This is a genomic window from Nocardioides korecus (genome assembly GCF_054778395.1).
This window is the reverse complement of sequence record NZ_BAAGZO010000009.1, coordinates 36744-58642: the sequence shown is the minus strand read 5'-3', so window position 1 is coordinate 58642 and position 21899 is coordinate 36744. Positions and strand designations below refer to the sequence as shown.

Below are 21899 nucleotides of genomic sequence, written 5' to 3'. Positions count from 1 at the left end.
CCTGCCGGCCAGGTCGGATCCTCTCGCGCGAGCGGCTCGCTGACCAGGGTGCTGTCCACCCGGGGCCGCTGCGGGCGACGTGGAGGCATCGTCAGGTTGCTGACAGGGTGGACCCATGGGAGATACGAGGGACCAGGGGCACGACACGACGGGAGCGGGTGGCAGCACGCTGCCCTCGCGGGAGCGGGTGATCGGCCAGGGCGTGGACTGGACGGCCCGCTGGAGCCTGCGGATGGTGGCGATCGCGCTCGGGGCCGTCCTGCTCGGCCTGCTGGTCAAGTACGGCTGGTTCGTGATCTTCCCGGTCCTGCTGGCGCTGGTCCTGTGCACCGTGCTGGGGCCGGTCAGCGACCTGCTGCGTACGCGGGCCCGGTTCCCCTCCGGCCTGGCGGCCGCGGCCACGCTGGTCGGCGCGATCCTGGTCGTGGTCGGGATCGGCTTCGCCATCGCCCCCTCGGTGTCGGGGCAGAGCAGCCAGCTGGTCACGAGCGCCAACCAGGGCCTGCAGCAGGTGCAGGGCTGGGTGCAGAGCAGCAGCTTCGTCTCGAAGGCGCAGATCGACGCCGCGCTCCAGGGCCTGCAGCAGAAGCTGTCGGGGTCCGCGGGCAGCATCGCCTCGGGGGTGCTGACGGGGGTCTCGGCCCTGACCAACGGGGTCGTCACGCTGGTGATCACGCTGATCCTGAGCTTCCTGTTCCTCAAGGACGGCCGCCACTTCCTGCCGTGGCTGCACCGCTCCGCCGGTCCCCGCGCGGGCGCCCACCTCGAGGAGATCGGCACGCGCGCGTGGAGCACCCTGGGCGGGTTCATCCGCACCCAGGCGCTGGTCTCCCTGATCGACGCCGTGCTGATCGGCGCCGGCCTGCTGGTGGTGGGGGTCCCGCTGGCCATCCCGCTGGCGATCCTGACGTTCTTCGCGGGCTTCATCCCGATCGTGGGGGCCTTCGTGGCCGGCTCGATCGCCGTCCTGGTCGCCCTGGTCTCGGTCGGCACCGGCGGCGCGCTGGTCATCCTGGCCGTGATCGTGGCCGTGCAGCAGCTCGAGGGCAACGTGCTGAGCCCCTGGCTGCAGTCGAAGTCGATGAACCTCCACGCCGCGGTCGTGCTGCTGTCGGTGACGCTCGGCTCGACGCTGTTCGGCATCACCGGCGCCTTCCTGGCCGTGCCGACCGCCGCGGTGGCCGCGGTGGTCCTGCGCTACCTCGACGACGTGGTGCGGGCCCGCACCGACGAGGAGGTGGACAACCCCAACGTCGAGCGCCGTGAGGACCTGGCCACCGACGAGGAGGACACGGACCCCGATGGCGACGGTCCCGACGCCCCCTCGGAGCAGGGCTCCGGGGTGAGGGGCCCCTGGCAGGCTGAGGCCATGCCCGCTGTCGAGCCTGCCGCCGCACCCGTCCCCGAGCGGCCCGAACCGTCTCCCGTCGTCGTGGTGGGGGCCGGCATCGCCGGGGCCGCCTGCGCGCGCCGGTTGCGGGCGAGCGGCGTCGAGGTCGAGCTGGTCGACCGGGGCCGGCGGGTCGGGGGACGGATGGCCAGCCGCACGCTGGCGGGCCGGCCGGTCGACACCGGGGCGTCGTACTTCACGGTCTCCGACGACGGCTTCGCCGCCGTCGCCTCGGACTGGGAGCGGCGTGGGCTCGCGCGTCCCTGGACCGACACCTTCCACGTCCTGTCCGCGTCCGAGGGCCCGCACCCGGTCGAACGGGCCACCCGCAAGCAGGGGCCCGTCCGGTGGGGGGCCGGTCACGGGCTGCGCTCGCTGGTCGAGGACCTCCTCGCCGACCTCCCCGTACGCCGCCACGAGGTCACCCGGGTGGCCCTGGACGACACCGGGACCCTGCTCGTCGACGGGCGCGCGGCCGCGGCGGTCGTCCTGGCCATGCCCGACGCCCAGGCGCGGCGGCTGCTCGAGGTGGGCAGCACCCCCGGGACGACCCTGGACGCCGTCGCCGAGCGCCTGGACCGGCCCTCGGACCCGACCCTGGCGCTGAGCGCCGTCTTCGCCGAGCGCACGTGGGACCCCGCGGACGGCCACCTCGACGGGGCCTTCGTCAACGACGACGACGTGCTGTCCTGGGTCGCCGACGACGGCCGGCGTCGGGGCGACGACGCGCCCGTCCTGGTGGCGCACTCGACCCCGGCGTACGCCGCCGCCCACCTCGAGGACCCCCAGGCCGCGCTGCCCGAGCTGCTGGCAGCGTTGAAGCGGCTGCTCGACCTGCACCACGAGCCGCTCGAGACCCACGTGCAGCGGTGGTCGCAGGCCAAGGCCTCGGGGGAGCGGCCCGCGCCGTTCCTGCTCCAGGACGTGGGCGGCACGCCGCTCGGGGTCTGCGGCGACGGCTGGGGGCCGGTCTCCAAGGTCGAGGGCGCCTGGCTCTCGGGCGACCGCCTGGGGGCCGCGCTGGCCGAGGTGCTGGGCGGTGCGCCGGAGCCGTCCCCGGTCGGCCCTGCCGAGGGCTGAGCCGTGTGGGTGCTGCCCGACGTCGTCGGGGCCGAGCCGGTCGTGGTGTTCTGCGGACTGGCCGGCGCGGAGAGCACGAAGAGTCGCGAGCACCGCTACGAGACGCCGGGCAACGCGTTCTACGAGCTGCTGCACGCGTCCGGGATGACGCCCGAGCGGCTGCAGCCGCACGACGAGCACCGCCTCCCGGCGTACGGCCTGGGGACGACGGACCTCGTGGGCCACTGGGACCCGCCGAGCGTCGACGTCGACGAGCTCGTGGCCAAGGTCGAGCGGTGGCAGCCGGAGTGGTTCGCCTTCACCGGCAAGGGCGTCGCGCAGACCGCGGCGCGGGCCCTGGGGGAGCGGCCGCCGCGGGTGCTGGGACCGACGCAGTGGTACCTCGGCGGCGCCCAGGTCTTCGTGCTGCCGGGTCCGAGCGGCGCCAACCGCCGCAAGGACTACGACGGACGCCCGCACCGCCTCGCGTGGTGGCGCGAGCTGGCCCAGGCGTCGGGCCTGTCCGACGGGGGCGGCGTCAGCGGGTCTTGAGCTCGCGCTTCACGCGGCGTCGCAGCTGGAGGATGCGCAGGGCCCCGGCCGCACCGACGATCAGCGCACCGCCGGCGGCGGCGATCAGCAGGGTGGCCGACAGCGGCGCCTGACCGGTCCAGCCGAAGAACGACACCTGGGCCTTCTGGGTGTTCTGCAGGATGAAGACCGCCAGCAGCACCAGCACGACGACCAGCAGCAGCACGGCGACCCAGGTGCCGCTCGTGCGCGAGCCGCGCAGCGGGTTGTCGGCCTTCACGCCCTTGCCGGGCTTGCCGGGCTGCTCGGCCTTCGTCGACCCGGTGGTGGGGGCGCTGCTCGTGGGGCCGGTGGGCCGCTCGGGGGTGGGCTGCTCGGTGCTCACGTGGGTGCTCCTGCGTCGTCGTGCGGGGGACGGGCCCTGAGAAGTGCGGCCGTCGTCGGCAAGGTACCCCTCTGCCCATCCGGTGATGCGCGATCGCGCCCGAGACGCGCGTGGGCTTGCTCACCGGTGGCCTGCCAGGATCGGGGGGTGTGGAAGACGTGCTCGTGCGGCGAGCGTCACTGGGGCCGGTACGGCGCGGCCGGGCTGCTGCTCAGCGACCCCGCCCGCACCGCGGTCCTGCTGCAGAAGCGGTCGGTCCACGTGCACCAGGGCGGCACCTGGGGCGTGCCGGGCGGCGCCCTCGAGCGTGGTGAGTCGGTGCGCGCGGCGGCCCTGCGCGAGGCCCACGAGGAGGCGGGTCTCGACCCCCGCTCCCTGCGTGTCACGAGCACGGTCGTCGGCACCGACCACGGCGACTGGGCCTACACCTACGTCCTGGCCGAGGCCGAGCTGCCCGAGCACCCCGAGCTGGCGGCGGCGGGCTCGACCAGCTGGGAGGCCGAGCGCACCGTCTGGGTGGACCTGGCCCAGGTCGAGAGCTACGCCCTGCACCCGGGCCTGCGCGCGCACTGGCCGACGCTGCGCGAGGCCCTGCTCGGCTGAGACCGGCCGACCGGCCCCGCGCCGTCCCTCGTAGGCTCACCGGCGTGCTGGGAGTCTCGCGAACCGACGACGTGTCCGTGCTCGAGCTGCAGCGGGAGGACCGCCGCAACGCGCTGGACCTGACCCTGTGCCGGGCCCTGCTGGAGGCGGCGACCGCCGAGGTCGAGGCGGGCGCGCGCGTCCTGGTCGTGACCGGCCGGGGGTCGTCGTTCTGCTCGGGGGCCGACCTCGACGGGGTGTACGGCGACGAGTTCATCGAGGCCCTCTACGCGATGCTGCACGGGCTGACGCAGCTGCCGGTGCCGCTCGTCGCGGCCGTCAACGGGCCCGCGATCGGAGCGGGCACGCAGCTGGCGCTGGCCTGCGACCTGCGCGTGGCGGCCCCCACCGCGCGGTTCGGCGTGCCGACCTCCCGCAACGGGATGGCGGTCGACGCCTGGACCATCCGCACGCTCGCGGAGGTGGCCGGCGGCGGCGTGGCCCGGCGGCTGATGCTGGCCGCCGAGCTCCTCGACGCCGAGGAGGCCCTCCATCACGGGCTGGCCGACCGGGCCGGTGACCTGGACGACGCCGTGGGCTGGGCCCACGAGATCGCCCGCCTGGCCCCGCTGTCGCTGGCGCACAGCAAGGGCGTCCTCAACGGCGCCGACGACGCGCAGGTCGCCCGGACCTTCGCGGCGTGCTGGGCCAGCGCGGACGTGGCCGAGGCGTCGGCGGCCCGGCGCGAGAAGCGCGCGCCGGTGTTCACCGGCCGCTGAGCCGTCCCGTGCGAGGCTCCCTGTCATGACGCGAGCGGACTGGCGACGCACCACGGTCGAGCACGACGGCCTCACCTTCGACGTCACCGTCGCGGGGCCGCAGGACGCCCCGCCGGTGCTGCTCCTGCACGGGTTCCCGCAGTCGTCCCGCTCGTGGTGGCCGGTCGTGGAGCGGCTCGAGGCCGACCACCGGTTGATTGTCCCCGACCAGCGCGGCTACTCCCCGGGCGCGCGGCCGGCCGAGGTGTCGGCGTACGAGGTCCGGGAGCTGGCCGCCGACGCCCTCGCCGTGGCCGCCGCGCTGGGCCACGACCGGGTCCACGTGGTGGGGCACGACTGGGGCGCCTCGGTGGGGTGGCAGCTCGCGGCGATGCACGCACCCCACGTGCTGACCCTGACCGCGCTGTCCATCCCGCACCTGGCGGCCTTCGGTCGCGCCGTGGCCGAGGACCCCGAGCAGCGCCGGCTCTCGGCGTACCTCGCGGACTTCCGGCGGCCCGGGCACGAGGAGCAGCTCCTGGCCGACGACGCCCGGGAGCTCCGCGCGATCTACGACGGGGTGGTGGGCGCGGACGACGTCGACCACTACGTCGAGCTGATGGCCGGTGGCGCGCTCACCCCGGCGCTGGGGTGGTACCGCGCGATGGGGCGCGACCTGGGCCGGATGCCGGCCGTCGACGTGCCCACGACGTACGTCTGGGGCGAGGCGGACCGGGCCACCAGCGAGGCCGCGGCGACCGGGTGCGCGGCGCACGTCACGGGGGACTACCGGTTCGTCCGGCTGCCCGGGGTGAGCCACTGGTCGCCGGACGAGGTGCCCGACGTGGTCGCCGAGGAGGTACGCCGCCGGGTCGCCGCCGGCGCCTGACCCCCTCGTCCGGCGACCTCAGGCGGCCTCAGGCGGGCTCGAGGTCGCCCGCGTCCCCGGTCCGGGGGGAGTCGTCGGGCGAGAGCGAGTCGGCGTGCGCCTCGATGACCACGGTGGCGGCGTCGACGAGCTCGCAGCGGGCCACCTCGGCGTACGCCGTCAGGAGCTGGGCGGCCGTCCCGAGGTCGACGCCGCGCTCGTTCACCAGCAGGTCCATCGCCTCGGAGACGTGCGCGTCCGGCGAGGGCAGCTCCCAGGCCTCGTCGAAGTCCGGGTGGGCACGGTGGGCCAGGGCGAGCCGACGCAGCCGCACGATCACCGCGCCGCGGCGGTCGGGGCGGCTGCGGACCTCGGCCTGGGCGAGGCGCAGCTCGCGCAGCAGCCGCAGGCCCGCGCCGCCCTGGTCCCCGAGGCTGTCGCGCGCTCGGAGGCGCAGGAAGGTGTGCAGCTGCTCGAAGGTGCGCAGCTCGTGCCGCACGGGGTGGAGTGACACCGGGACCGCCTGGGGATCGTACGAAGGCGCGTGGGGAAGCAGCGCGCTCCTCCTATGTTCCCCCTTCGCCCCATCCGTCACAGCAGACCCGAAGGTGAGGGAGGTCTCACCTGGCGGTGCTGAGACCTAGGCCGGCTGCGGCTGCACCTCGGGATCGCTCTGCGGGGTCACGCCCGGGTCCTCGCCCGGCGCGATCGGGCTGACCTCGGGGGAGGCCTCCGGGGTGTCGTCCGGCACGGCGCCGGGGTCGGTCACGGGCTCGAGGGGTGCAGTCGTCATGACCGTCCCGTGCCCGCGAGCGCCGGTCTCAACCCTCCGGGTCCGCGACGACCTGAGGGCCGTCCGGTACGTCCTCGGGCGCCGGCGTGATGTCCGGGTCGGGCCGGTGCCCGGGATCCTCGTCGGGTCGGATGATGGGCTGCTGGTCGGGGTCCTGCACGGGGCCGGCCGGTGTCGTCGTCATGGACGCCCAGTACCCCGAGCTCGGGTGTGAGCACCCTGCCCGAGACCACGGGCGAGGGCGCGACGAGGGACCACGGCGCTGGTGGGGAGTCGGAAGGTCTCGTCCTGCCCCACCTCGCGGCAGCGCGCGTCCTCGGCATCCGGCCCGGTCGAGGAGTATCTAGACGGGGCGGCACACGTAGTGCACGTAGTCGGCGTCGGAGTGCTCCTCGTGGGGGTCCACCGGCCGACCCCCCTTGTCGTGCGCGGACTCCACTGCCAGTCCCACGTCGCGCAGCATGGCGACGGTGGCGCCGACGGTCGCGTAGTGGACCAGGAACCGGAACTCGTGCGAGCGCATGGGCACCTCGCTCCAGTCGGCCGCGCGCACCGCGAGGGACCGGGTGCGTCGGTAGTTGCGCACCGCTCGAACCTCACGTCGCGGGTGGCGCACCTTCCTGGCGACATCGAGCACCACCTCACGGGGTTGCCGTCCTCGCCAGAAGGTCCACGGCCGCTCGTCGCAGCTGGCTCCGTCGCGATTCAGGCTCGAGAACACGAGCCTGCCCCTGGGCGCCAGGACGCGGCTCAGCTCCCGGATCGCCTCGAGGCGGCCCGCGTGGTCGAGCGCGTCGATCCCGTTGAAGCTGAAGACCACGAGGTCGAAGGCGTTCGAGTCGAAGTCACCGAGGTCCCGTGCGTCTGCGACCCGCAGGTCGACACCGGGGAACCGGCTGCGCGCGAGCTCGAGCATCTCTGCTGAGATGTCGACCCCCACGTAGGACCGCGCGGTCCTGTGCAGCAGGCCGGTGGTACGACCTCCGCCCACTCCCACGTCCAGCACGGATCCCCGCGCCTGCGTGTCGATCGCCGACATCGCGGCCGCCTCCCCCGGATCAGAGAATCCCTCCGTGGCGTAGCGGGAGACCACGTCGGGGGAGCCCCAGCTGCCGAGTTCGCCGTTGTCCATGACCACCAACGTACGAGCGGGGGGACCGGAAACCGACATCTACTCACATACCCCTGGTCCACTGTCAGCCGGCCGTCGACAGCACATCCGGGGTGCAGGACTGGGAGCACCCCTGTGCGGCGCGGACCGGACGAGCGGGCCTCGAGAGCGTGGACACGTGGTCAATGACGAACAGCCTCTGAGGCTGCGTTTCCGCAGGTCAGAGGCTGTTTCTGTTCGGTGGGCGATACTGGGTTTGAACCAGTGACCTCTTCCGTGTCAAGGAAGCGCGCTACCGCTGCGCCAATCGCCCTAGATCTTGAGTTCGAGGTGGGTACGGGATTTGAACCCGTGTAGACGGATTTGCAGTCCGTTGCCTCGCCTCTCGGCCAACCCACCGTGGAGGCCAGACATGACCCGGTTTAACAAAAACGAGCGGACGACGAGGCTCGAACTCGCGACCTCAACCTTGGCAAGGTTGCGCTCTACCAACTGAGCTACGTCCGCTTGCGTTCCGCTGGCATCCCCGGGGGGCTTCCTGCGGTGCGAGAAGAACAGTAGCGGACGTTGCGCGGAGTGCAAAAACGGGGGTCCCTCGGTCGCGTTGGGGCTGGTGGGGCCGGTTGGACGCTGCCCTCGGCATAGGGTGCCGGCCATGCAGACGTGGGTGGACGGTCGGTTGCTGGACGACCCGAGGGCGCCCGTCCTCGGGGTCACCGACCACGGGTTCACCGTGGGCGACGGGGTCTTCGAGGCCGTCAAGGTCGTCGACGGCGTGCCGTTCGCGCTCAGCCGCCACCTCGAGCGGCTCGGACGCTCCGCTGCGGCCCTCGGGCTGCCGGCGCCCGACGCCGACCGGGTCCGCGAGGGCGTGCGGGCCGCCCTGGCCGCCGAGCACGTCGCCCTGGGCAAGCTGCGGATCACCTGCACGGCCGGTCCGTCGCCGCTGGGGTCGGGACGCGTCGCAGCGGGGGAGTCGCGGCCCACGCTGGTCGTGGTCGCCACCTCGATGGACCCCTCTCCGGGCACCACGGCGGTGGCGCGGGTCCCGTGGCCCCGCAACGAGCGCGGGGCGCTGGCCGGCGTCAAGTCCACGTCGTACGCCGAGAACGTCGTCGCGCTCGCCCGTGCGGCCGAGCACGGGGCCAGCGAGGCGATCTTCGCCAACCTGGCCGGCCACCTGTGCGAGGGCACGGGCAGCAACGTGGGCTACGTCGTCGACGGCGAGGTGCGTACGCCGACCCTGGCCGCCGGGTGCCTGGCCGGAATCACCCGGGCGCTGCTGCTGGAGTGGGCCGACGTGCGCGAGGTCGACGAGCCGGTCGAGGTGCTCGACACTGCGGACGAGGTGTTCCTGCTGAGCACCACCCGGGACGTCCAGGGCGTCCACCGGGTCGACGGCCGCGAGCTGGACGCGCCGGGGCCGGTCACCCGCGAGCTGATGGACCTGTGGCGCGTCCGGGAAGCAGAACAGCCGGACCCCTAGGGGTCCGGCTGCTCGAGGTGCGAGGGCGGCGGTGGCCGATCGGGCCCGAGGGCCCGGGGTGCGCCGCTAGGAGGCGAGCAGTGCGCTCAGCTCGGTGTCGAAGTTGACGAACGCGCTCTCCTGGCCGTCGGGGACGGCGGCCAGCATGCGGGCGACGAAGCCGGCCACGATGCGCGAGCTGGCCTGCACGAGGAGCTCGCCGTCGGGGGAGCACAGCTCGATGATGACGACGGCGCTGCCGGTCGAGCTCAGGCAGGGCCAGACGTGGACGTCGCCGTCGCCGGTGGGCTCGTAGAGGCCCTCGACCAGCAGCTCGCGGCCGAAGGTCCACAGGACCTCCTGCACGCCGGTGCGGAAGACCGTGGTCACCGCGTAGGGGTCGGCGGGGTCGAAGACCAGGTCGGCCTCGATGGAGGTGGCCTCTCCCTGCGGGTCGACGAACTCCAGCTCGACGCTCTCGGTGATGACCTGGGCGGTCCTCGTCTGCTTCATGGTGACTCCCTCGTGTTCGACCGGGCCTCTTGATCGAGGTCCTCGTCCCGCGCCCTCACGCGTTGAGAGGAGTCTGCGCAACAACGAGTCTCCATGCAGGGTGAAGTTCCGAAATGTCCGATACATCCCAGGGGTGGTCTACCTGTTTTCCCCTACTGGTCTATTTCTGCAGGTCAATGGTCTAGTCAGGTGGACCGGGTGGGGTGCCGAATTTCGAGACTAGGGATACGCGAGGCGTTCGTCCGGGGGCCGGTTCGTGGGGCCGGACGGTCTGCGCTAGTGTTCTCGACGCACCGCAGGACGAGGCGGGGCAGGGTTCCACCGCAACGTGGACCACCCGGGCGATTGGCGCAGTGGTAGCGCGCTTCGTTCACACCGAAGAGGTCACTGGTTCGAACCCAGTATCGCCCACCCAGCAGGACCCACCCGTCCACCACGACGCCCCGGCACCGCGCCGGGGCGTTCGTCGTACCCGGACCTCGTTACGATCGCCGGGTCCTGCGCCACCCGTCCCCGTTCCAGGAGCTGCCCCGTGCCCGACATCCAGGTCACCCTCGTCCGTCCCGGCGCCGACGCGCGCGAGGAGCGGACGCTGACGGCGGGCACCAAGGCCTGGGAGCTGTTCCGCGACGAGCCCGAGGTCGTCGCCGCCCGCGTGGGGGGCACGCTGCGTGACCTCGCGACCGAGCTGGCCGACGGCGAGGAGGTCGAGGGCGTCCTGCTCGACAGCGCCGACGGTCGCGACATCCTGCGCCACTCCACCGCCCACGTGATGGCCCAGGCCGTGCAGGACCTCTTCCCGGCCGCGAAGCTGGGGATCGGCCCGCCGATCAAGGACGGCTTCTACTACGACTTCGACGTCGAGACGCCGTTCGTGCCCGAGGACCTCGTCAAGATCGAGACCCGGATGCGCAAGATCGTCAAGGACAACCAGCGATTCGAGCGTCGCCCGATCTCCGACGACGACGCCCGTGCCGAGCTGGCGCAGGAGCCCTACAAGCTCGAGCTCATCGGCCTCAAGGGCTCGGCAGCGGACGCGGCCGAGGGCGCCGGCGCCGAGGTCGGGGCCGGCGAGCTGACCATCTACGACAACGTCGACCGTCGCGGCGAGGTGGCCTGGAAGGACCTGTGTCGCGGGCCGCACCTGCCCACCACCAAGCGGATCCCGGCCTTCAAGCTGATGCGGTCGGCGGCGGCGTACTGGCGCGGGGACGAGAAGAACAAGCAGCTCCAGCGCATCTACGGCACCGCCTGGGAGTCCAAGGAGGCCCTGGAGGAGCACCTGCACCGCCTCGAGGAGGCCGAGCGGCGCGACCACCGCAAGCTGGGGCGCGACCTCGACCTGTTCAGCTTCCCCGACGAGATCGGGTCGGGCCTGCCGGTCTTCCACCCCAAGGGCGGCGTGATCAAGCGCGAGATGGAGGACTACGTCCGTCGGCGCCACATCGAGGAGGGCTTCGAGTACGTCGGCACCCCCCACATCGCCAAGGAGGGGCTCTACTACACCTCCGGGCACCTGCCCTACTACGGCGAGGGGATGTTCCCGGCCCTCGACGTCGACGGCATGGACTACCGCCTCAAGGCGATGAACTGCCCGATGCACAACCTCATCTTCCGCTCGCGCCAGCGCTCCTACCGCGAGCTGCCGCTGCGCCTGTTCGAGTTCGGGCACGTCTACCGCAACGAGAAGTCCGGCGTCATCCACGGCCTGACCCGCGTGCGCGGCTTCGCCCAGGACGACTCGCACTCCTACGTCACCCCCGAGCAGGCCCCCGACGAGATCAGGCACCTGCTCGACTTCGTGCTCAGCCTCCTGCGCGACTTCGGCCTCGACGACTTCTACCTCGAGCTCTCGACGCGCGACGACTCCAAGCCCGACAAGTTCATCGGCTCCGACGAGGAGTGGGCGGTGGCGACCAAGGTCCTGGAGGACGTCTGCGTGGAGACCGGTCTCGACCTGGTCCCCGACCCGGGCGGCGCGGCGTACTACGGCCCCAAGGTGTCGGTGCAGGCGCGCGACGCCATCGGGCGCACCTGGCAGATGTCGACCATCCAGTACGACTTCAACATGCCCTCGGCCCCCCGCTTCGACCTGCAGTACGTCGCGGCCGACGGCTCGCGCCAGCAGCCGGTGATGATCCACTCCGCCAAGTTCGGGTCGATCGAGCGCTTCATGGGCGTCCTGGTCGAGCACTACGCCGGGGCGTTCCCGCCCTGGCTGGCGCCGGTCCAGGTGCAGGGCATCCCGATCGCGGAACGCCACCACGACTACCTGGCCGACATCGCGCGACGGATGAAGGCGCAGGGCATCCGGGTCGAGGTCGACCACTCCGACGACCGGATGCAGAAGAAGATCCGCAACGCCCAGCTCCAGAAGGTGCCGTTCATGGTGATCGCCGGCGACGACGACGTCGAGGCCGGCGCGGTGAGCTTCCGCTACCGCGACGGTCGCCAGGACAACGGCGTCCCCGTGGAGGAGGCGATCGCGCGCGTGGCGGAGGCGGTGGCGTCCCGGGTGCAGGTGTGAGCGGCACCCAGGACCCGGCGGGGTCGACGCGTGAGGGGTTCGAGGGCTTCGACCGGCTCTGGACCCCCCACCGGATGGCGTACGTCGCCCCGGCCCGCCCCGCCGACGACGGCTGCCCGTTCTGCGCGATGGAGCACCTGCCGCGCGAGGAGAGCCTGGTCGTGGCCACGGGGGAGCGGTGCTTCGCGGTGCTGAACCTGCACCCCTACAACCCCGGGCACCTGATGGTGCTGCCGCTGCGGCACGTGGCCGACCTCGAGGACCTCGACGACGCCGAGGCCCACGAGCTCACCGCGATGACGCAGCAGGCCGTCCGCGTGCTCCGGCGCGTGAGCGGACCGCACGCCTTCAACGTCGGCCTCAACCTCGGCGGCGTCGCGGGCGGGTCGCTCTCGGACCACCTCCACCAGCACGTGGTCCCGCGCTGGTCCGGAGACGCCAACTTCATCACCGTCGTGGGTGCCACCAAGACGCTGCCCCAGCTCCTCGGCGACACCCGCGAGCTGCTCGCCGAGGCCTGGGACCGACCGACCGGCTGAGCCCTCAGGCCACCCGGTGGGGCGGCACGTCCAGGCGTCCCTGGAAGGCCAGGATCGCCCCGTTGCGCACGACGCCGTCCTGCACCTCGATCGCGCGGCGCACGGTCTCGTCGGCCTCCCAGGCCGGCGCGCCCGCCATCACCACGGGCAGGAACGGCAGCAGCGCCTCGCTGTTCTCCCAGGTCGCGGAGCTCCACAGGTAGGACGGGCTGTGGTCGACCGCGTAGTAGTCGACCCGGTCGGCCACGGTGAACATCGGGTCCTCGAAGCCGGTGGGGCGCGCCCACTCGAACCCCATGCCCTCGTCGCAGGAGACGTCCACCACCAGGCTCCCGCGGCGGAACTCCTCGAGGTCGGCCACCGTCAGGAAGGTCAGCGGCGCCGCGGTGTCCTGCAGCGTGCAGTTCACGACGATGTCGTTCTCGGCGAGGTAGGACGCCAACGGCACCCGCCCCCGCTCGGTGATCACGTGGCTGAGGTACGGCGCCTCCGGGTCGTGGTCGAACTGCCGGATCCGCACCGAGTGGATCGGCGAGCCGACGGCCGCGACACCGCGGTTGGTCAGCACCGCCACCTCGTGCACGCCGTGGGCGTTCAGGGCGGTCACCGCGCCCCGGGCCGTGGCACCGAAGCCGATCACCACGGCGCTGAGCCGTCGCCCGTAGTCACCGGTCGTGCCGGTGAGCTCCAGGGCGTGCAGCACCGAGCAGTAGCCCGCCAGCTCGTTGTTCTTGTGGAAGACGTGCAGACCCACCGACCCGTCGACGGTCCAGTGGTTCATCGACTCGAACGCGATCATCGTCAGGCCGCGGTCGATGGCCAGCTGGGTCATCTCCCGACCCTGCACGAGGTGCGGCCAGCCCCAGAGGACCTGACCGGCGTGCATGGCCGCGACGTCCTCGAGCTGCGGCTTGGGCAGCACCACGACGTCGGCGGTCGCGACGATCTCCTTGCGGGAGGCGAACCCGCCGACGTACGCCGCGAGCTCGGCGTCGGAGCGCCGGAAGCGCGCGCCGTAGCCGTGCTCGAGGGTGATCCGCGACCGCAGCTCGACCGGGATCCGGGAGAGGTGCTCGGGGTGCAGGGGGAGACGGTGCTCGTTCTCCTTGCCCGAGGACCCGATGACGCCCACCGTGAGGGGCGCCGGGGTCACCTCTTCTTGCCCTTGGCGTCTTCCTTGGCCACGAGGCTCGTCTGCTCCGCAGCCCCCCGCTTGTCGGCGCGCTTCTCCTTGATGGACTTGCCGGTCTTCTTGGTCATGCTCTGCCGTGGCGACTTGTCGCTCATGGGGGGTCCTTCGAATCGGATCGCCTGGATGGCTCCGTGCTGCGACCGTACGCCCTCCTCCGTCGGGCGAGGTCGAGGTGGACCTCGCCGGGCGGTAGCCTCCTGACCCTGATGTTGGACCGTTTCAAGACCTTCTGGCAGGGCGTCGTGCTGGCGCCGATCGTGCGGCTGTTCCTGCGGCTGGGCATCAGCCCGGACGCGGTGACCCTGGTGGGCACCCTCGGGGTGTCCGCCGGAGCGCTGATCTTCTTCCCCGGCGGCCACCTGCTCGTCGGGGTGCTGGTGATCACCGCGTTCGTGTTCAGCGACCTGGTCGACGGGGCGATGGCCCGGGCCTCGGGGCGCTCCTCGGTGTTCGGCGCGTTCTTCGACTCCACCCTGGACCGCATCGGCGACGGCGCGATCTTCGGCGGGCTGGTGCTCTACTTCGCCGGTCCCGGGGACCACTACCTCTACCTGTGCCTGAGCCTCTACTGCCTGGTGATGGGGGCGGTCACGTCGTACGCCCGCGCCAAGGCCGAGTCGCTCGGCCTCGACGCCCGTGGCGGTCTGGCCGAGCGGGCCGACCGGCTGGTGCTGATCCTGGTCGCGACCGGACTGGCGGGCCTGCTCGGTCTGCCGGTGCTGATCTACGTCGCGCTGTGGGTGCTCGCGCTGGCCAACACCCAGACGGTGCTGCTGCGCGTGCTGAAGGTCCGCAAGCAGGCGCTGGCCGGCAGCGGTGGGCCGCTCCCGGGCGCCTGATCCCGGGTGGGGGAGCCGGGGGCTCCGGACGTAAGATCCAGCCATGGCTGACATCCCTTCCTCGATCCCCCAGACCTCCCCCGAGACCGGCACCTCCCGCGTCAAGCGCGGCATGGCCGAGATGCTCAAGGGCGGCGTGATCATGGACGTGGTCACCGCCGAGCAGGCCAAGATCGCCGAGGAGGCCGGCGCCGTCGCGGTGATGGCCCTCGAGCGGGTCCCGGCCGACATCCGCGCCCAGGGCGGCGTCTCCCGGATGAGCGACCCCGACATGATCGACAGCATCATCGCCACCGTCTCGATCCCGGTGATGGCCAAGGCCCGCATCGGTCACTTCGCCGAGGCCCAGGTGCTGCAGAGCCTCGGGGTCGACTACATCGACGAGTCCGAGGTGCTCACCCCGGCCGACTACGCGAACCACATCGACAAGTGGGCCTTCCAGGCGCCGTTCGTCTGCGGGGCGACCAACCTGGGCGAGGCGCTGCGCCGGATCACCGAGGGCGCGGCCATGATCCGCTCCAAGGGCGAGGCCGGCACCGGTGACGTCTCCAACGCCGTGACCCACATGCGCACGATCCGCGGCGAGATCCGGCGCCTGGCCGCGCTCTCGCCCGACGAGCTCTACGTGGCGGCCAAGGAGCTGCAGGCGCCCTACGACCTCGTCGTGGAGGTCGCGCGCAACGGCAAGCTCCCCGTCGTGCTGTTCACCGCCGGCGGCATCGCCACCCCGGCGGACGCCGCGATGATGATGCAGCTGGGCGCCGAGGGCGTCTTCGTCGGCTCGGGCATCTTCAAGTCCGGCAACCCCCAGCAGCGCGCGGAGGCGATCGTCAAGGCCACCACCTTCCACGACGACCCCGACGTCGTCGCCAAGGTCTCGCGCGGCCTGGGCGAGGCCATGGTCGGCATCAACGTCGAGGACATCCCGCAGCCGCACCGCCTCGCCGAGCGTGGCTGGTAGTCCATTTAATCCAATTCGTCATGTTTGTCGGTTTCTCGGACATCATGGACGTGGCCGCCTGAGGCGGCCGACCCACCGGGCCCCGGTGTGGTGCCGCCGCGGGGGAGGCACCACACCGGGGCCCGGCCCGTCCGCCCCCTAGGGTGTGCCGGTGCCCGCCCCGCTCCACGACCCCACCGACCCCACCGACCCCGCCGACACCCCCGACCTCGCGGTCCCGCCCCACGTCGACCCCGCCGGTCCCACGATCGGGGTGCTCGCCCTCCAGGGGGACGTGCGGGAGCACCTCCGGGCCCTGCGGGCGCTGGGGGTGCCCTGCCTCGGCGTACGCCGTCCCGAGGAGCTCGCGGCCTGCGACGCCCTCGTCCTGCCCGGTGGGGAGTCCACGACCATGGCCCGCCTGCTCCGGGTGTTCGGGCTGCTCGAACCCGTCCGCAGCCGGGTCGCGGCCGGGATGCCGGTGCTCGGGACCTGCGCCGGCATGATCCTGCTGGCCGACCGCGTGCTCGACGGCGAGGAGGGCCAGGTCACGCTCGGGGGGCTGGACGTCACGGTGCGGCGCAACGCCTTCGGCCGCCAGGTCGACTCCTTCGAGGGGGAGGTCGAGATGACCGGTCTCGGCGACCCGGTGCACGCGGTCTTCATCCGCGCCCCCTGGGTGGAGTCGGTCGGCCCCGGGGTGGAGGTCCTCGCGCGGGTGCCGACGGGAGAGGCCGCGGGTAGGATCGTCGCGGTCCGTCAGGGACCGCTGATGGCGACCTCCTTCCACCCCGAGGTGGGGGAGGACACCCGGGTCCACCGGCTCTTCCACGACCTCGTGGTGTCGAGCCTGGCGGGAGCGGGGTCGGCCCCGCAGCCCGGGGAGGCCGAGCCGACGACGACGACGCAGGAAGGAAGGCGCTGACATGTCAGGCCACTCCAAGTGGGCGACCACCAAGCACAAGAAGGCGGTCATCGACGCCCGTCGCGGCAAGATGTTCGCCAAGCTGATCAAGAACATCGAGGTCGCCGCCCGGATGGGCGGCGGTGACGTCTCGGGCAACCCGACGCTCTTCGACGCCATCCAGAAGGCCAAGAAGTCCTCGGTCCCCAACGACAACATCGACCGCGCGGTCAAGCGCGGGTCCGGCGCCGAGGCCGGCGGCGCGGAGTACTCCACGATCATGTACGAGGGCTACGGCCCGAACGGCGTCGCGTTCCTGATCGAGTGCCTGACCGACAACAAGAACCGCGCCGCGATGGAGGTCCGCACGGCGATGACCCGCAACGGCGGCTCGCTGGCCGACCCGGGCTCGGTCTCCTACCTCTTCCACCGCAAGGGCGTCGTGGTGGTGCCCGTCGAGCAGGACGGCAAGCAGGTCGGCGAGGACGACGTGCTCGAGGCGACCCTCGAGGCCGGCGCCGAGGACGTCAACGACCTCGGCGACTCCTTCGAGGTCGTCAGCGAGCCCACCGACCTGGTGGCCGTGCGCTCCGCGCTCCAGGAGGCCGGGGTCGACTACGACTCCGCCGACGCGTCGTTCGTCCCCTCGATGCAGGTCGAGCTGGACTCCGAGGGCGCCGGCAAGGTGTTCCGGCTCGTGGAGGCGCTCGAGGACCTCGACGACGTGCAGAACGTCTACGCCAACTTCGACGTCTCCGACGACGTGATGGAGTCCCTCGAGGCCTGATCCCGCGCGTCAGCCCGCGGCCGGCTGCCGGAGTGTCGCGGCCGGCCCCGGGAGGCGGCTCGCCTAGCGTGGTGCGAACAGGTGTTCGGACGACAGGGAGCTGAGTCGATGCGCGTGCTGGGGATCGACCCCGGGCTGACCCGGTGCGGCGTCGGCGTCGTCGAGGGCTCCCTGGGGCGGCCGCTGTCGCTGGTCGACGTGGGCGTGGTGCGGACCCCCACCGACCTGCACGTCTCCGACCGGCTGCGACTGCTCGAGGTCGGCCTCGAGGAGTTCCTCGACCGCACCCGTCCCGACGCCGTCGCCGTCGAGCGGGTCTTCAGCCGCAGCGACGTCAGCACGGTGATGGGCACCGCCCAGGCCAGCGGCGTGGCCATGCTGGTGGCCGCACGACGTGGCCTCCCGGTCGCGTTGCACACCCCCAGCGAGGTCAAGGCGGCCGTGACCGGCAACGGCCGGGCCGACAAGGCGCAGGTCGGGACCATGGTGGCCCGGCTGCTCCGCCTGGACGCCGTGCCCAAGCCCGCCGACGCCGCCGACTCGCTCGCCCTGGCGATCTGCCACGTCTGGCGCGGGGGAGCCTCCCAACGCCTGGAGGAGGCCGCCGCCGCCCAGCGCAAGGCCCTGGCCGCCTCGCGCCGCACCCCCGCCCCGACCAGCAGGAGGACCGTCCGGTGATCGCCTTCGTCCGGGGCCGCGTCGCGGCCGTCGGCCCCACCTCGGCCGTCCTCGAGGTCGGCGGGGTCGGTCTCGACCTCCAGTGCACGCCCGACACCCTCGCCGGGCTCCGGCTCGGGCACGAGGTGGTCCTCCCCACCAGCATGGTCGTGCGGGAGGACTCGCTCACCCTGTTCGGGTTCGTCGACGACGACGAGAAGCAGATGTTCGAGCTCGTGCAGACGGCCAGCGGCGTCGGCCCCAAGCTCGCCCAGGCGATGCTGGCCGTGCACCGGCCCGAGACCCTCCGACGGGCCGTGGCCGCCGACGACGTCAAGACCCTCACCGCCGTGCCCGGCATCGGGGTGAAGGGCGCCCAGCGGATCATCCTGGAGCTGCGCGACCGGATCGGCGCCCCGGGTCTCGCACCGGGCACCGCTGCCGCGGGTGCTGCCCGCCTCGGCACCGTCGACTGGCAGGCCCAGGTGCAGACCGGGCTGGTCGGGCTGGGGTGGAGCGCCAAGGAGGCCGACCGGGCCGTCGCGGAGGTCCAGCCCGAGGCCGAGATGATGGGCGTCCCCGACGTCGCCGTCCTGCTCCGCAGCGCGCTGCGCGCCCTGAGCAAGGCCTAGCCGGTGCCCATGGACGAGTCCCAGCTCGAGGCGGCCGAGGCGGCGTACGTCTCCGGGCGGGCGCTGACGGCGGCCGACGCCGACGGCGACGAGCGCGTGGTCGAGGCCGCGCTGCGGCCGCGCACCCTGGACGAGGTGGTCGGCCAGGAGCGGGTGCGCGAGCAGCTCGGCCTGCTGCTCGAGGCGGCGCGGGCGCGCGAGCGGGTGCCGGACCACGTGCTGCTCAGCGGGCCTCCCGGCCTGGGCAAGACGACCCTGGCCATGATCGTGGCCGCCGAGATGAGCGCCCCGCTGCGCCTGACCAGCGGCCCCGCGATCACCCACGCCGGCGACCTCGCCGCGATCCTCTCGGGACTCAACGAGGGCGACGTCCTGTTCGTGGACGAGATCCACCGGATGTCGCGCCCGGCCGAGGAGATGCTCTACATGGCCATGGAGGACTTCCGGGTCGACGTGATCATCGGCAAGGGTCCCGGTGCCACCGCCATCCCCCTGGAGATCCCGCCCTTCACCCTCGTGGGGGCGACGACCCGGGCCGGGCTGCTCCCCAGCCCGTTGCGCGACCGCTTCGGGTTCACCGCCCACCTCGAGTTCTACGAGCCCGAGGACCTCGACCGGATCGTGCGGCGCTCGGCCGGGCTGCTGGACGTCGAGCTGCGCAGCGACGGGTCCAAGGAGATCTCCATGCGGTCGCGGGGGACCCCCCGCATCGCCAACCGCCTCCTGCGTCGCGTGCGCGACTACGCCCAGGTCCGCGCCGACGGGGTGGTCACGCGCGAGGTGGCCCGCGCGGCGCTGGACCTCTTCGAGGTCGACGCCTCGGGGCTGGACCGGCTCGACCGAGCCGTCCTGGACGCCCTGGTCCGTCGCTTCGGCGGTGGCCCCGTCGGTGCCTCGACCCTGGCCGTGGCCGTGGGGGAGGAGCGCGAGACCGTCGAGGAGGTCGCCGAGCCGTTCCTGGTTCGGCTGGGTCTGCTGGCCCGGACCCCACGGGGCCGGGTGGCGACGGCGGCCGCGTGGAGCCACCTCGGACTCGCCGTTCCTGCAGGTCAAGGCTCGGGTGACACGCTGTTCGGCACGGAGTCCGGCTGAGCGGGTGGGGGCGGTTACACTCCCTTGTCGGCGCTGAGCCGGTCCCTGCGACCGGTCCGACCGCGGCGGGACGCCGGGCTCCTCGACCTCGAGGTCGTCCCGCGACCCGAGCGCCCTGACCTGATCCCCCTTCCCTTGGAGTTGGTGAACTCGTGCCTGCCGCCGCGCAGCTGCTCGTGATCCTGGCCGCGCTCGTGCTGTTCTGGGCCGTGGTCATGCGTCCGGCCCGCAACCAGCAGCGCAAGGTGCAGACCCTGCAGGCGGAGCTGGCGGTCGGGGACGAGGTCGTGCTCTCGGCCGGCATCTTCGGCACCGTCCGGTCGCTGACCGACACCCGGGTACAGGTCGAGGTGGCCCCGGGCGTGGTGCTCACCGTCGCCCGCCAGGTCGTCGTACGCCGGGTGGAGGACCTGCCCGACGAGCGCCCCACCGAGAGCCCCGCCCAGAGCCCTGCCGACCACCTCCCGGGGGACGAGCCCCACGACGCGACCGGCACGACCGGCGAGATCGACGACCGGGGCCCGCGCCCCGGCCAGGACTAGGAGAGCCCGCGTGGCGAAGAAGCAGCTCCGACCCGGTCGCACCCTGGCCATCCTGGGTCTGGTCATCATCGTGCTCTACGGCCTCGCCGCGCTCGGCGGGAGCTTCACGCCCCGCCTGGGCCTCGACCTCGAGGGCGGCACCCGGATCACGTTGTCGGCGACCGCCCAGGGCGGGGCCGTCACGCAGGCCAAGCTCAAGGAGGCCGCGAGCATCGTCGACGCCCGCGTGAACGGCACCGGCGTCACCGAGGCAGAGGTCACGACCCAGGGCGACCGCAACATCGTCGTCGAGATCCCGGGCAGGAACGCCTCCAACCTGGTCGACCAGGTCAAGCGCACCGCCCAGCTGCGGTTCCGCCTGGCCTCGGTCGGGTCGCCGCAGCCGGGCACCCCGGCCACGTCCCAGAGCGCGAGCCCCTCACCCAGCGGCAGCGCCAGCCCCAGCAGCAGCGCCAGCCCCAGCGGCAGCGCCAGCCCGGGCGCGTCCTCCTCCGCCACGCCGGACAAGGTGAGCCCGTCCAAGTCGGCCTCGGGCAACCCGCGCCCGGCCCCGTTCGCGCGGGCCAGCTCCACGCCCAGCCCGTCCGCGGCCGCGTCGAGCACGGCCTCCGCCGCGCCCACGGCCGCCCCGACCGGCGCGACCACCCAGCAGCAGACGCCCCAGCTGACCGCCAAGGGCGCCAGCATCGACGACCCCATCGCCTGGGCGCAGAACCCCGGCGAGACCTGGCTGCGAAAGCTGCAGGCCTACCAGTGCCCCACGGGCAAGAACGCGGCCAAGCAGGTCAAGGACGACCCGAGCCAGCCCCTGGTCACCTGCGACTCCAAGGGCCTGAAGTTCCTGCTGTCCAAGGCGGTCATCGAGGGCACCTCGCTCAAGACCGCGTCCTACGGCACCCCGCAGACCGGCGGCGGGTTCGTGGTCAACCTGAGCCTGAAGGGCAAGGCGGTCGACACCTTCGGCACCATCTCCCGGACCCTGAACGCCAACGGCGGCACGTTCGCGATCGTCCTCGACGGCCAGGTCATCTCCTACGCCGGCTTCAACCAGCCGATCCTCGACGGCAACGCCGAGATCAGCGGCTCCTTCAGCGAGAGCGAGGCCAGCTCGCTGGCCAACTCGCTGAAGTTCGGCGCGCTGCCCCTGAAGTTCGACTCCACCACCGAGACGATCGGGCCCTCGCTGGCCGGCAACCAGCTCTCGGCCGGCATCCTGGCCGGGGCCATCGGCCTGGGCATCGTGATGCTCTACTGCCTGATCTACTACCGCGGGCTCGGGCTGGTCGTGATCGCCTCGCTGGTCGTGGCCGGGGCGGTGACGTACGCCGTCGTCCTGGTGCTGGCCACGGCGGCCGGGTTCACCCTGACGCTGCCCGGGATCGCAGGTCTGATCGTCGCGGTCGGCATCACCGCGGACTCCTTCATCGTCTACTTCGAACGCATCCGTGACGACATGCGAGCGGGCCGCTCGATGCGGGTCGCCGTGGAGACCGGGTGGGCCAAGGCGCGGAACACCTGCCTGGCGGCCGACACGATCTCGCTGCTGGCCGCGGTGGTGCTCTACATCTTCGCCATCGGCGTGGTGCGCGGCTTCGCCTTCGCGCTCGGCGTCAGCACGGTCATCGACGTCGCGGTCTTCTTCTTCTTCACCAAGCCGACGATGACGCTGCTGGCCCGGCGTACGTTCTTCAACAGCGGCCACCGGCTGTCCGGCCTGTCCAGCGAGACGCTGGGCGTGGACAGCCTCAACACCGGACGCGACACGCGTCTGGCAGGAGGGCGGGTCTGATGGG

Annotated in this window: 25 protein-coding genes and 4 tRNA genes; 18 read left to right on the top strand and 11 right to left on the bottom strand. The window is 72.6% G+C overall.

The window, feature by feature from the left end:
* Positions 1–115 precede the first annotated feature (115 nt).
* A complete protein-coding gene (locus ACYVDA_RS17220; RefSeq protein ID WP_460819674.1) occupies positions 116–2470 on the top strand; it encodes an AI-2E family transporter in 2355 nt (784 codons plus the stop codon).
* A gap of 3 nt (positions 2471–2473) precedes the next feature.
* On the top strand, positions 2474–3001 hold the full coding sequence (locus ACYVDA_RS17215) for a mismatch-specific DNA-glycosylase (protein WP_460819672.1): 528 nt from the start codon (positions 2474–2476) through the stop codon (positions 2999–3001).
* On the opposite strand, the gene ACYVDA_RS17210 is transcribed toward ACYVDA_RS17215, so the two are convergent.
* A complete protein-coding gene (locus ACYVDA_RS17210; protein ID WP_460819671.1) occupies positions 2988–3365 on the bottom strand; it encodes a LapA family protein in 378 nt (125 codons plus the stop codon). The genes ACYVDA_RS17215 and ACYVDA_RS17210 overlap by 14 nt on opposite strands.
* 147 nt (positions 3366–3512) lie before the next feature.
* Between ACYVDA_RS17210 and ACYVDA_RS17205 the strand changes: the two genes are divergently transcribed.
* From ACYVDA_RS17205 to ACYVDA_RS17195, 3 genes are read left to right on the top strand one after another with little or no spacing between them, the layout of a single operon-like run.
* Positions 3513–3968 (top strand): NUDIX domain-containing protein, encoded by a 456-nt coding sequence (locus ACYVDA_RS17205; RefSeq protein ID WP_460819670.1) that lies wholly within the window; start codon positions 3513–3515, stop codon positions 3966–3968.
* A gap of 44 nt (positions 3969–4012) precedes the next feature.
* Positions 4013–4726, top strand: a complete 714-nt coding sequence (locus ACYVDA_RS17200; RefSeq protein WP_460819669.1) for an enoyl-CoA hydratase — start codon at positions 4013–4015, stop codon at positions 4724–4726.
* A gap of 25 nt (positions 4727–4751) precedes the next feature.
* Entirely contained in the window at positions 4752–5594 is an 843-nt protein-coding gene (locus ACYVDA_RS17195; protein ID WP_460819668.1) for an alpha/beta fold hydrolase, read from the top strand.
* 28 nt (positions 5595–5622) lie between these two features.
* On the opposite strand, the gene ACYVDA_RS17190 is transcribed toward ACYVDA_RS17195, so the two are convergent.
* The 7 genes from ACYVDA_RS17190 to ACYVDA_RS17160 form a co-directional block, all read right to left on the bottom strand.
* Positions 5623–6087: a hypothetical protein gene (locus tag ACYVDA_RS17190; RefSeq protein WP_460819667.1), complete on the bottom strand. Its 465-nt coding sequence runs from the start codon at positions 6085–6087 to the stop codon at positions 5623–5625.
* Between the two features lie 126 nt (positions 6088–6213).
* A complete protein-coding gene (locus tag ACYVDA_RS17185; protein ID WP_460819666.1) occupies positions 6214–6366 on the bottom strand; it encodes a hypothetical protein in 153 nt (50 codons plus the stop codon).
* 28 nt (positions 6367–6394) lie between these two features.
* A complete protein-coding gene (locus tag ACYVDA_RS17180) occupies positions 6395–6550 on the bottom strand; it encodes a hypothetical protein (RefSeq protein ID WP_460819665.1) in 156 nt (51 codons plus the stop codon).
* Positions 6551–6709: 159 nt separating this feature from the next.
* A complete protein-coding gene (locus ACYVDA_RS17175; RefSeq protein ID WP_460819664.1) occupies positions 6710–7498 on the bottom strand; it encodes a class I SAM-dependent methyltransferase in 789 nt (262 codons plus the stop codon).
* A 220-nt stretch (positions 7499–7718) separates the two neighbouring features.
* A tRNA-Val gene (locus ACYVDA_RS17170) sits at positions 7719–7790 on the bottom strand.
* Between the two features lie 15 nt (positions 7791–7805).
* Positions 7806–7876, bottom strand: a tRNA-Cys gene (locus ACYVDA_RS17165).
* Positions 7877–7911: 35 nt separating this feature from the next.
* Positions 7912–7984: transfer RNA gene (locus tag ACYVDA_RS17160), tRNA-Gly, on the bottom strand.
* A 148-nt stretch (positions 7985–8132) separates the two neighbouring features.
* On the opposite strand from ACYVDA_RS17160, the gene ACYVDA_RS17155 reads away from it, so the two are divergent.
* Positions 8133–8963, top strand: coding sequence for an aminotransferase class IV (locus tag ACYVDA_RS17155; protein WP_460819663.1), 831 nt, complete (start codon positions 8133–8135; stop codon positions 8961–8963).
* 66 nt (positions 8964–9029) lie between these two features.
* Here ACYVDA_RS17155 and ACYVDA_RS17150 read toward each other — a convergent pair whose 3' ends face one another.
* Entirely contained in the window at positions 9030–9455 is a 426-nt protein-coding gene (locus ACYVDA_RS17150) for an SsgA family sporulation/cell division regulator (RefSeq protein ID WP_460819662.1), read from the bottom strand.
* Positions 9456–9794: 339 nt separating this feature from the next.
* On the opposite strand from ACYVDA_RS17150, the gene ACYVDA_RS17145 reads away from it, so the two are divergent.
* The 3 genes from ACYVDA_RS17145 (at position 9795) to ACYVDA_RS17135 (ending at position 12521) form a co-directional block, all read left to right on the top strand.
* Positions 9795–9866 (top strand) — tRNA-Val (locus ACYVDA_RS17145).
* A gap of 121 nt (positions 9867–9987) precedes the next feature.
* Positions 9988–11982: a threonine--tRNA ligase gene (thrS, locus tag ACYVDA_RS17140; protein WP_460819661.1), complete on the top strand. Its 1995-nt coding sequence runs from the start codon at positions 9988–9990 to the stop codon at positions 11980–11982.
* The gene (locus ACYVDA_RS17135) at positions 11979–12521 is read left to right on the top strand and encodes an HIT family protein (RefSeq protein WP_460819660.1); all 543 of its coding nucleotides are present in this window, start codon (positions 11979–11981) and stop codon (positions 12519–12521) included. Before thrS ends, ACYVDA_RS17135 begins: the two co-directional genes overlap by 4 nt.
* 4 nt (positions 12522–12525) lie before the next feature.
* Here the strand turns inward: ACYVDA_RS17135 and ACYVDA_RS17130 are convergent, their stop codons facing one another.
* Together ACYVDA_RS17130 and ACYVDA_RS17125 are read right to left on the bottom strand one after the other, a co-directional pair.
* Positions 12526–13674, bottom strand: coding sequence for a N(5)-(carboxyethyl)ornithine synthase (locus tag ACYVDA_RS17130; protein ID WP_460819659.1), 1149 nt, complete (start codon positions 13672–13674; stop codon positions 12526–12528).
* Entirely contained in the window at positions 13671–13808 is a 138-nt protein-coding gene (locus ACYVDA_RS17125; RefSeq protein ID WP_460819658.1) for a hypothetical protein, read from the bottom strand. Before ACYVDA_RS17125 ends, ACYVDA_RS17130 begins: the two co-directional genes overlap by 4 nt.
* A gap of 111 nt (positions 13809–13919) precedes the next feature.
* Between ACYVDA_RS17125 and pgsA the strand changes: the two genes are divergently transcribed.
* The 9 genes from pgsA (at position 13920) to secD (ending at position 21895) form a co-directional block, all read left to right on the top strand.
* The gene (pgsA, locus tag ACYVDA_RS17120) at positions 13920–14552 is read left to right on the top strand and encodes a phosphatidylinositol phosphate synthase (RefSeq protein ID WP_460819657.1); all 633 of its coding nucleotides are present in this window, start codon (positions 13920–13922) and stop codon (positions 14550–14552) included.
* 43 nt (positions 14553–14595) lie between these two features.
* Entirely contained in the window at positions 14596–15513 is a 918-nt protein-coding gene (pdxS, locus tag ACYVDA_RS17115; RefSeq protein ID WP_460819656.1) for a pyridoxal 5'-phosphate synthase lyase subunit PdxS, read from the top strand.
* Positions 15514–15766: 253 nt separating this feature from the next.
* Positions 15767–16417: a pyridoxal 5'-phosphate synthase glutaminase subunit PdxT gene (gene pdxT / locus ACYVDA_RS17110; RefSeq protein WP_460819838.1), complete on the top strand. Its 651-nt coding sequence runs from the start codon at positions 15767–15769 to the stop codon at positions 16415–16417.
* Position 16418: 1 nt separating this feature from the next.
* The gene (locus ACYVDA_RS17105) at positions 16419–17183 is read left to right on the top strand and encodes a YebC/PmpR family DNA-binding transcriptional regulator (protein ID WP_460819655.1); all 765 of its coding nucleotides are present in this window, start codon (positions 16419–16421) and stop codon (positions 17181–17183) included.
* Between the two features lie 117 nt (positions 17184–17300).
* Positions 17301–17861 (top strand): crossover junction endodeoxyribonuclease RuvC, encoded by a 561-nt coding sequence (gene ruvC / locus ACYVDA_RS17100; RefSeq protein ID WP_460819837.1) that lies wholly within the window; start codon positions 17301–17303, stop codon positions 17859–17861.
* Complete coding sequence (ruvA, locus tag ACYVDA_RS17095; protein ID WP_460819654.1) at positions 17858–18472, top strand: Holliday junction branch migration protein RuvA; 615 nt, start codon at positions 17858–17860, stop codon at positions 18470–18472. Before ruvC ends, ruvA begins: the two co-directional genes overlap by 4 nt.
* Before the next feature lie 9 nt (positions 18473–18481).
* Positions 18482–19564, top strand: a complete 1083-nt coding sequence (gene ruvB / locus ACYVDA_RS17090; protein WP_460819652.1) for a Holliday junction branch migration DNA helicase RuvB — start codon at positions 18482–18484, stop codon at positions 19562–19564.
* A gap of 152 nt (positions 19565–19716) precedes the next feature.
* Positions 19717–20106, top strand: a complete 390-nt coding sequence (yajC, locus tag ACYVDA_RS17085; RefSeq protein WP_460819651.1) for a preprotein translocase subunit YajC — start codon at positions 19717–19719, stop codon at positions 20104–20106.
* A gap of 10 nt (positions 20107–20116) precedes the next feature.
* Positions 20117–21895 (top strand): protein translocase subunit SecD, encoded by a 1779-nt coding sequence (secD, locus tag ACYVDA_RS17080; RefSeq protein WP_460819650.1) that lies wholly within the window; start codon positions 20117–20119, stop codon positions 21893–21895.
* Positions 21896–21899: the final 4 nt, after the last annotated feature.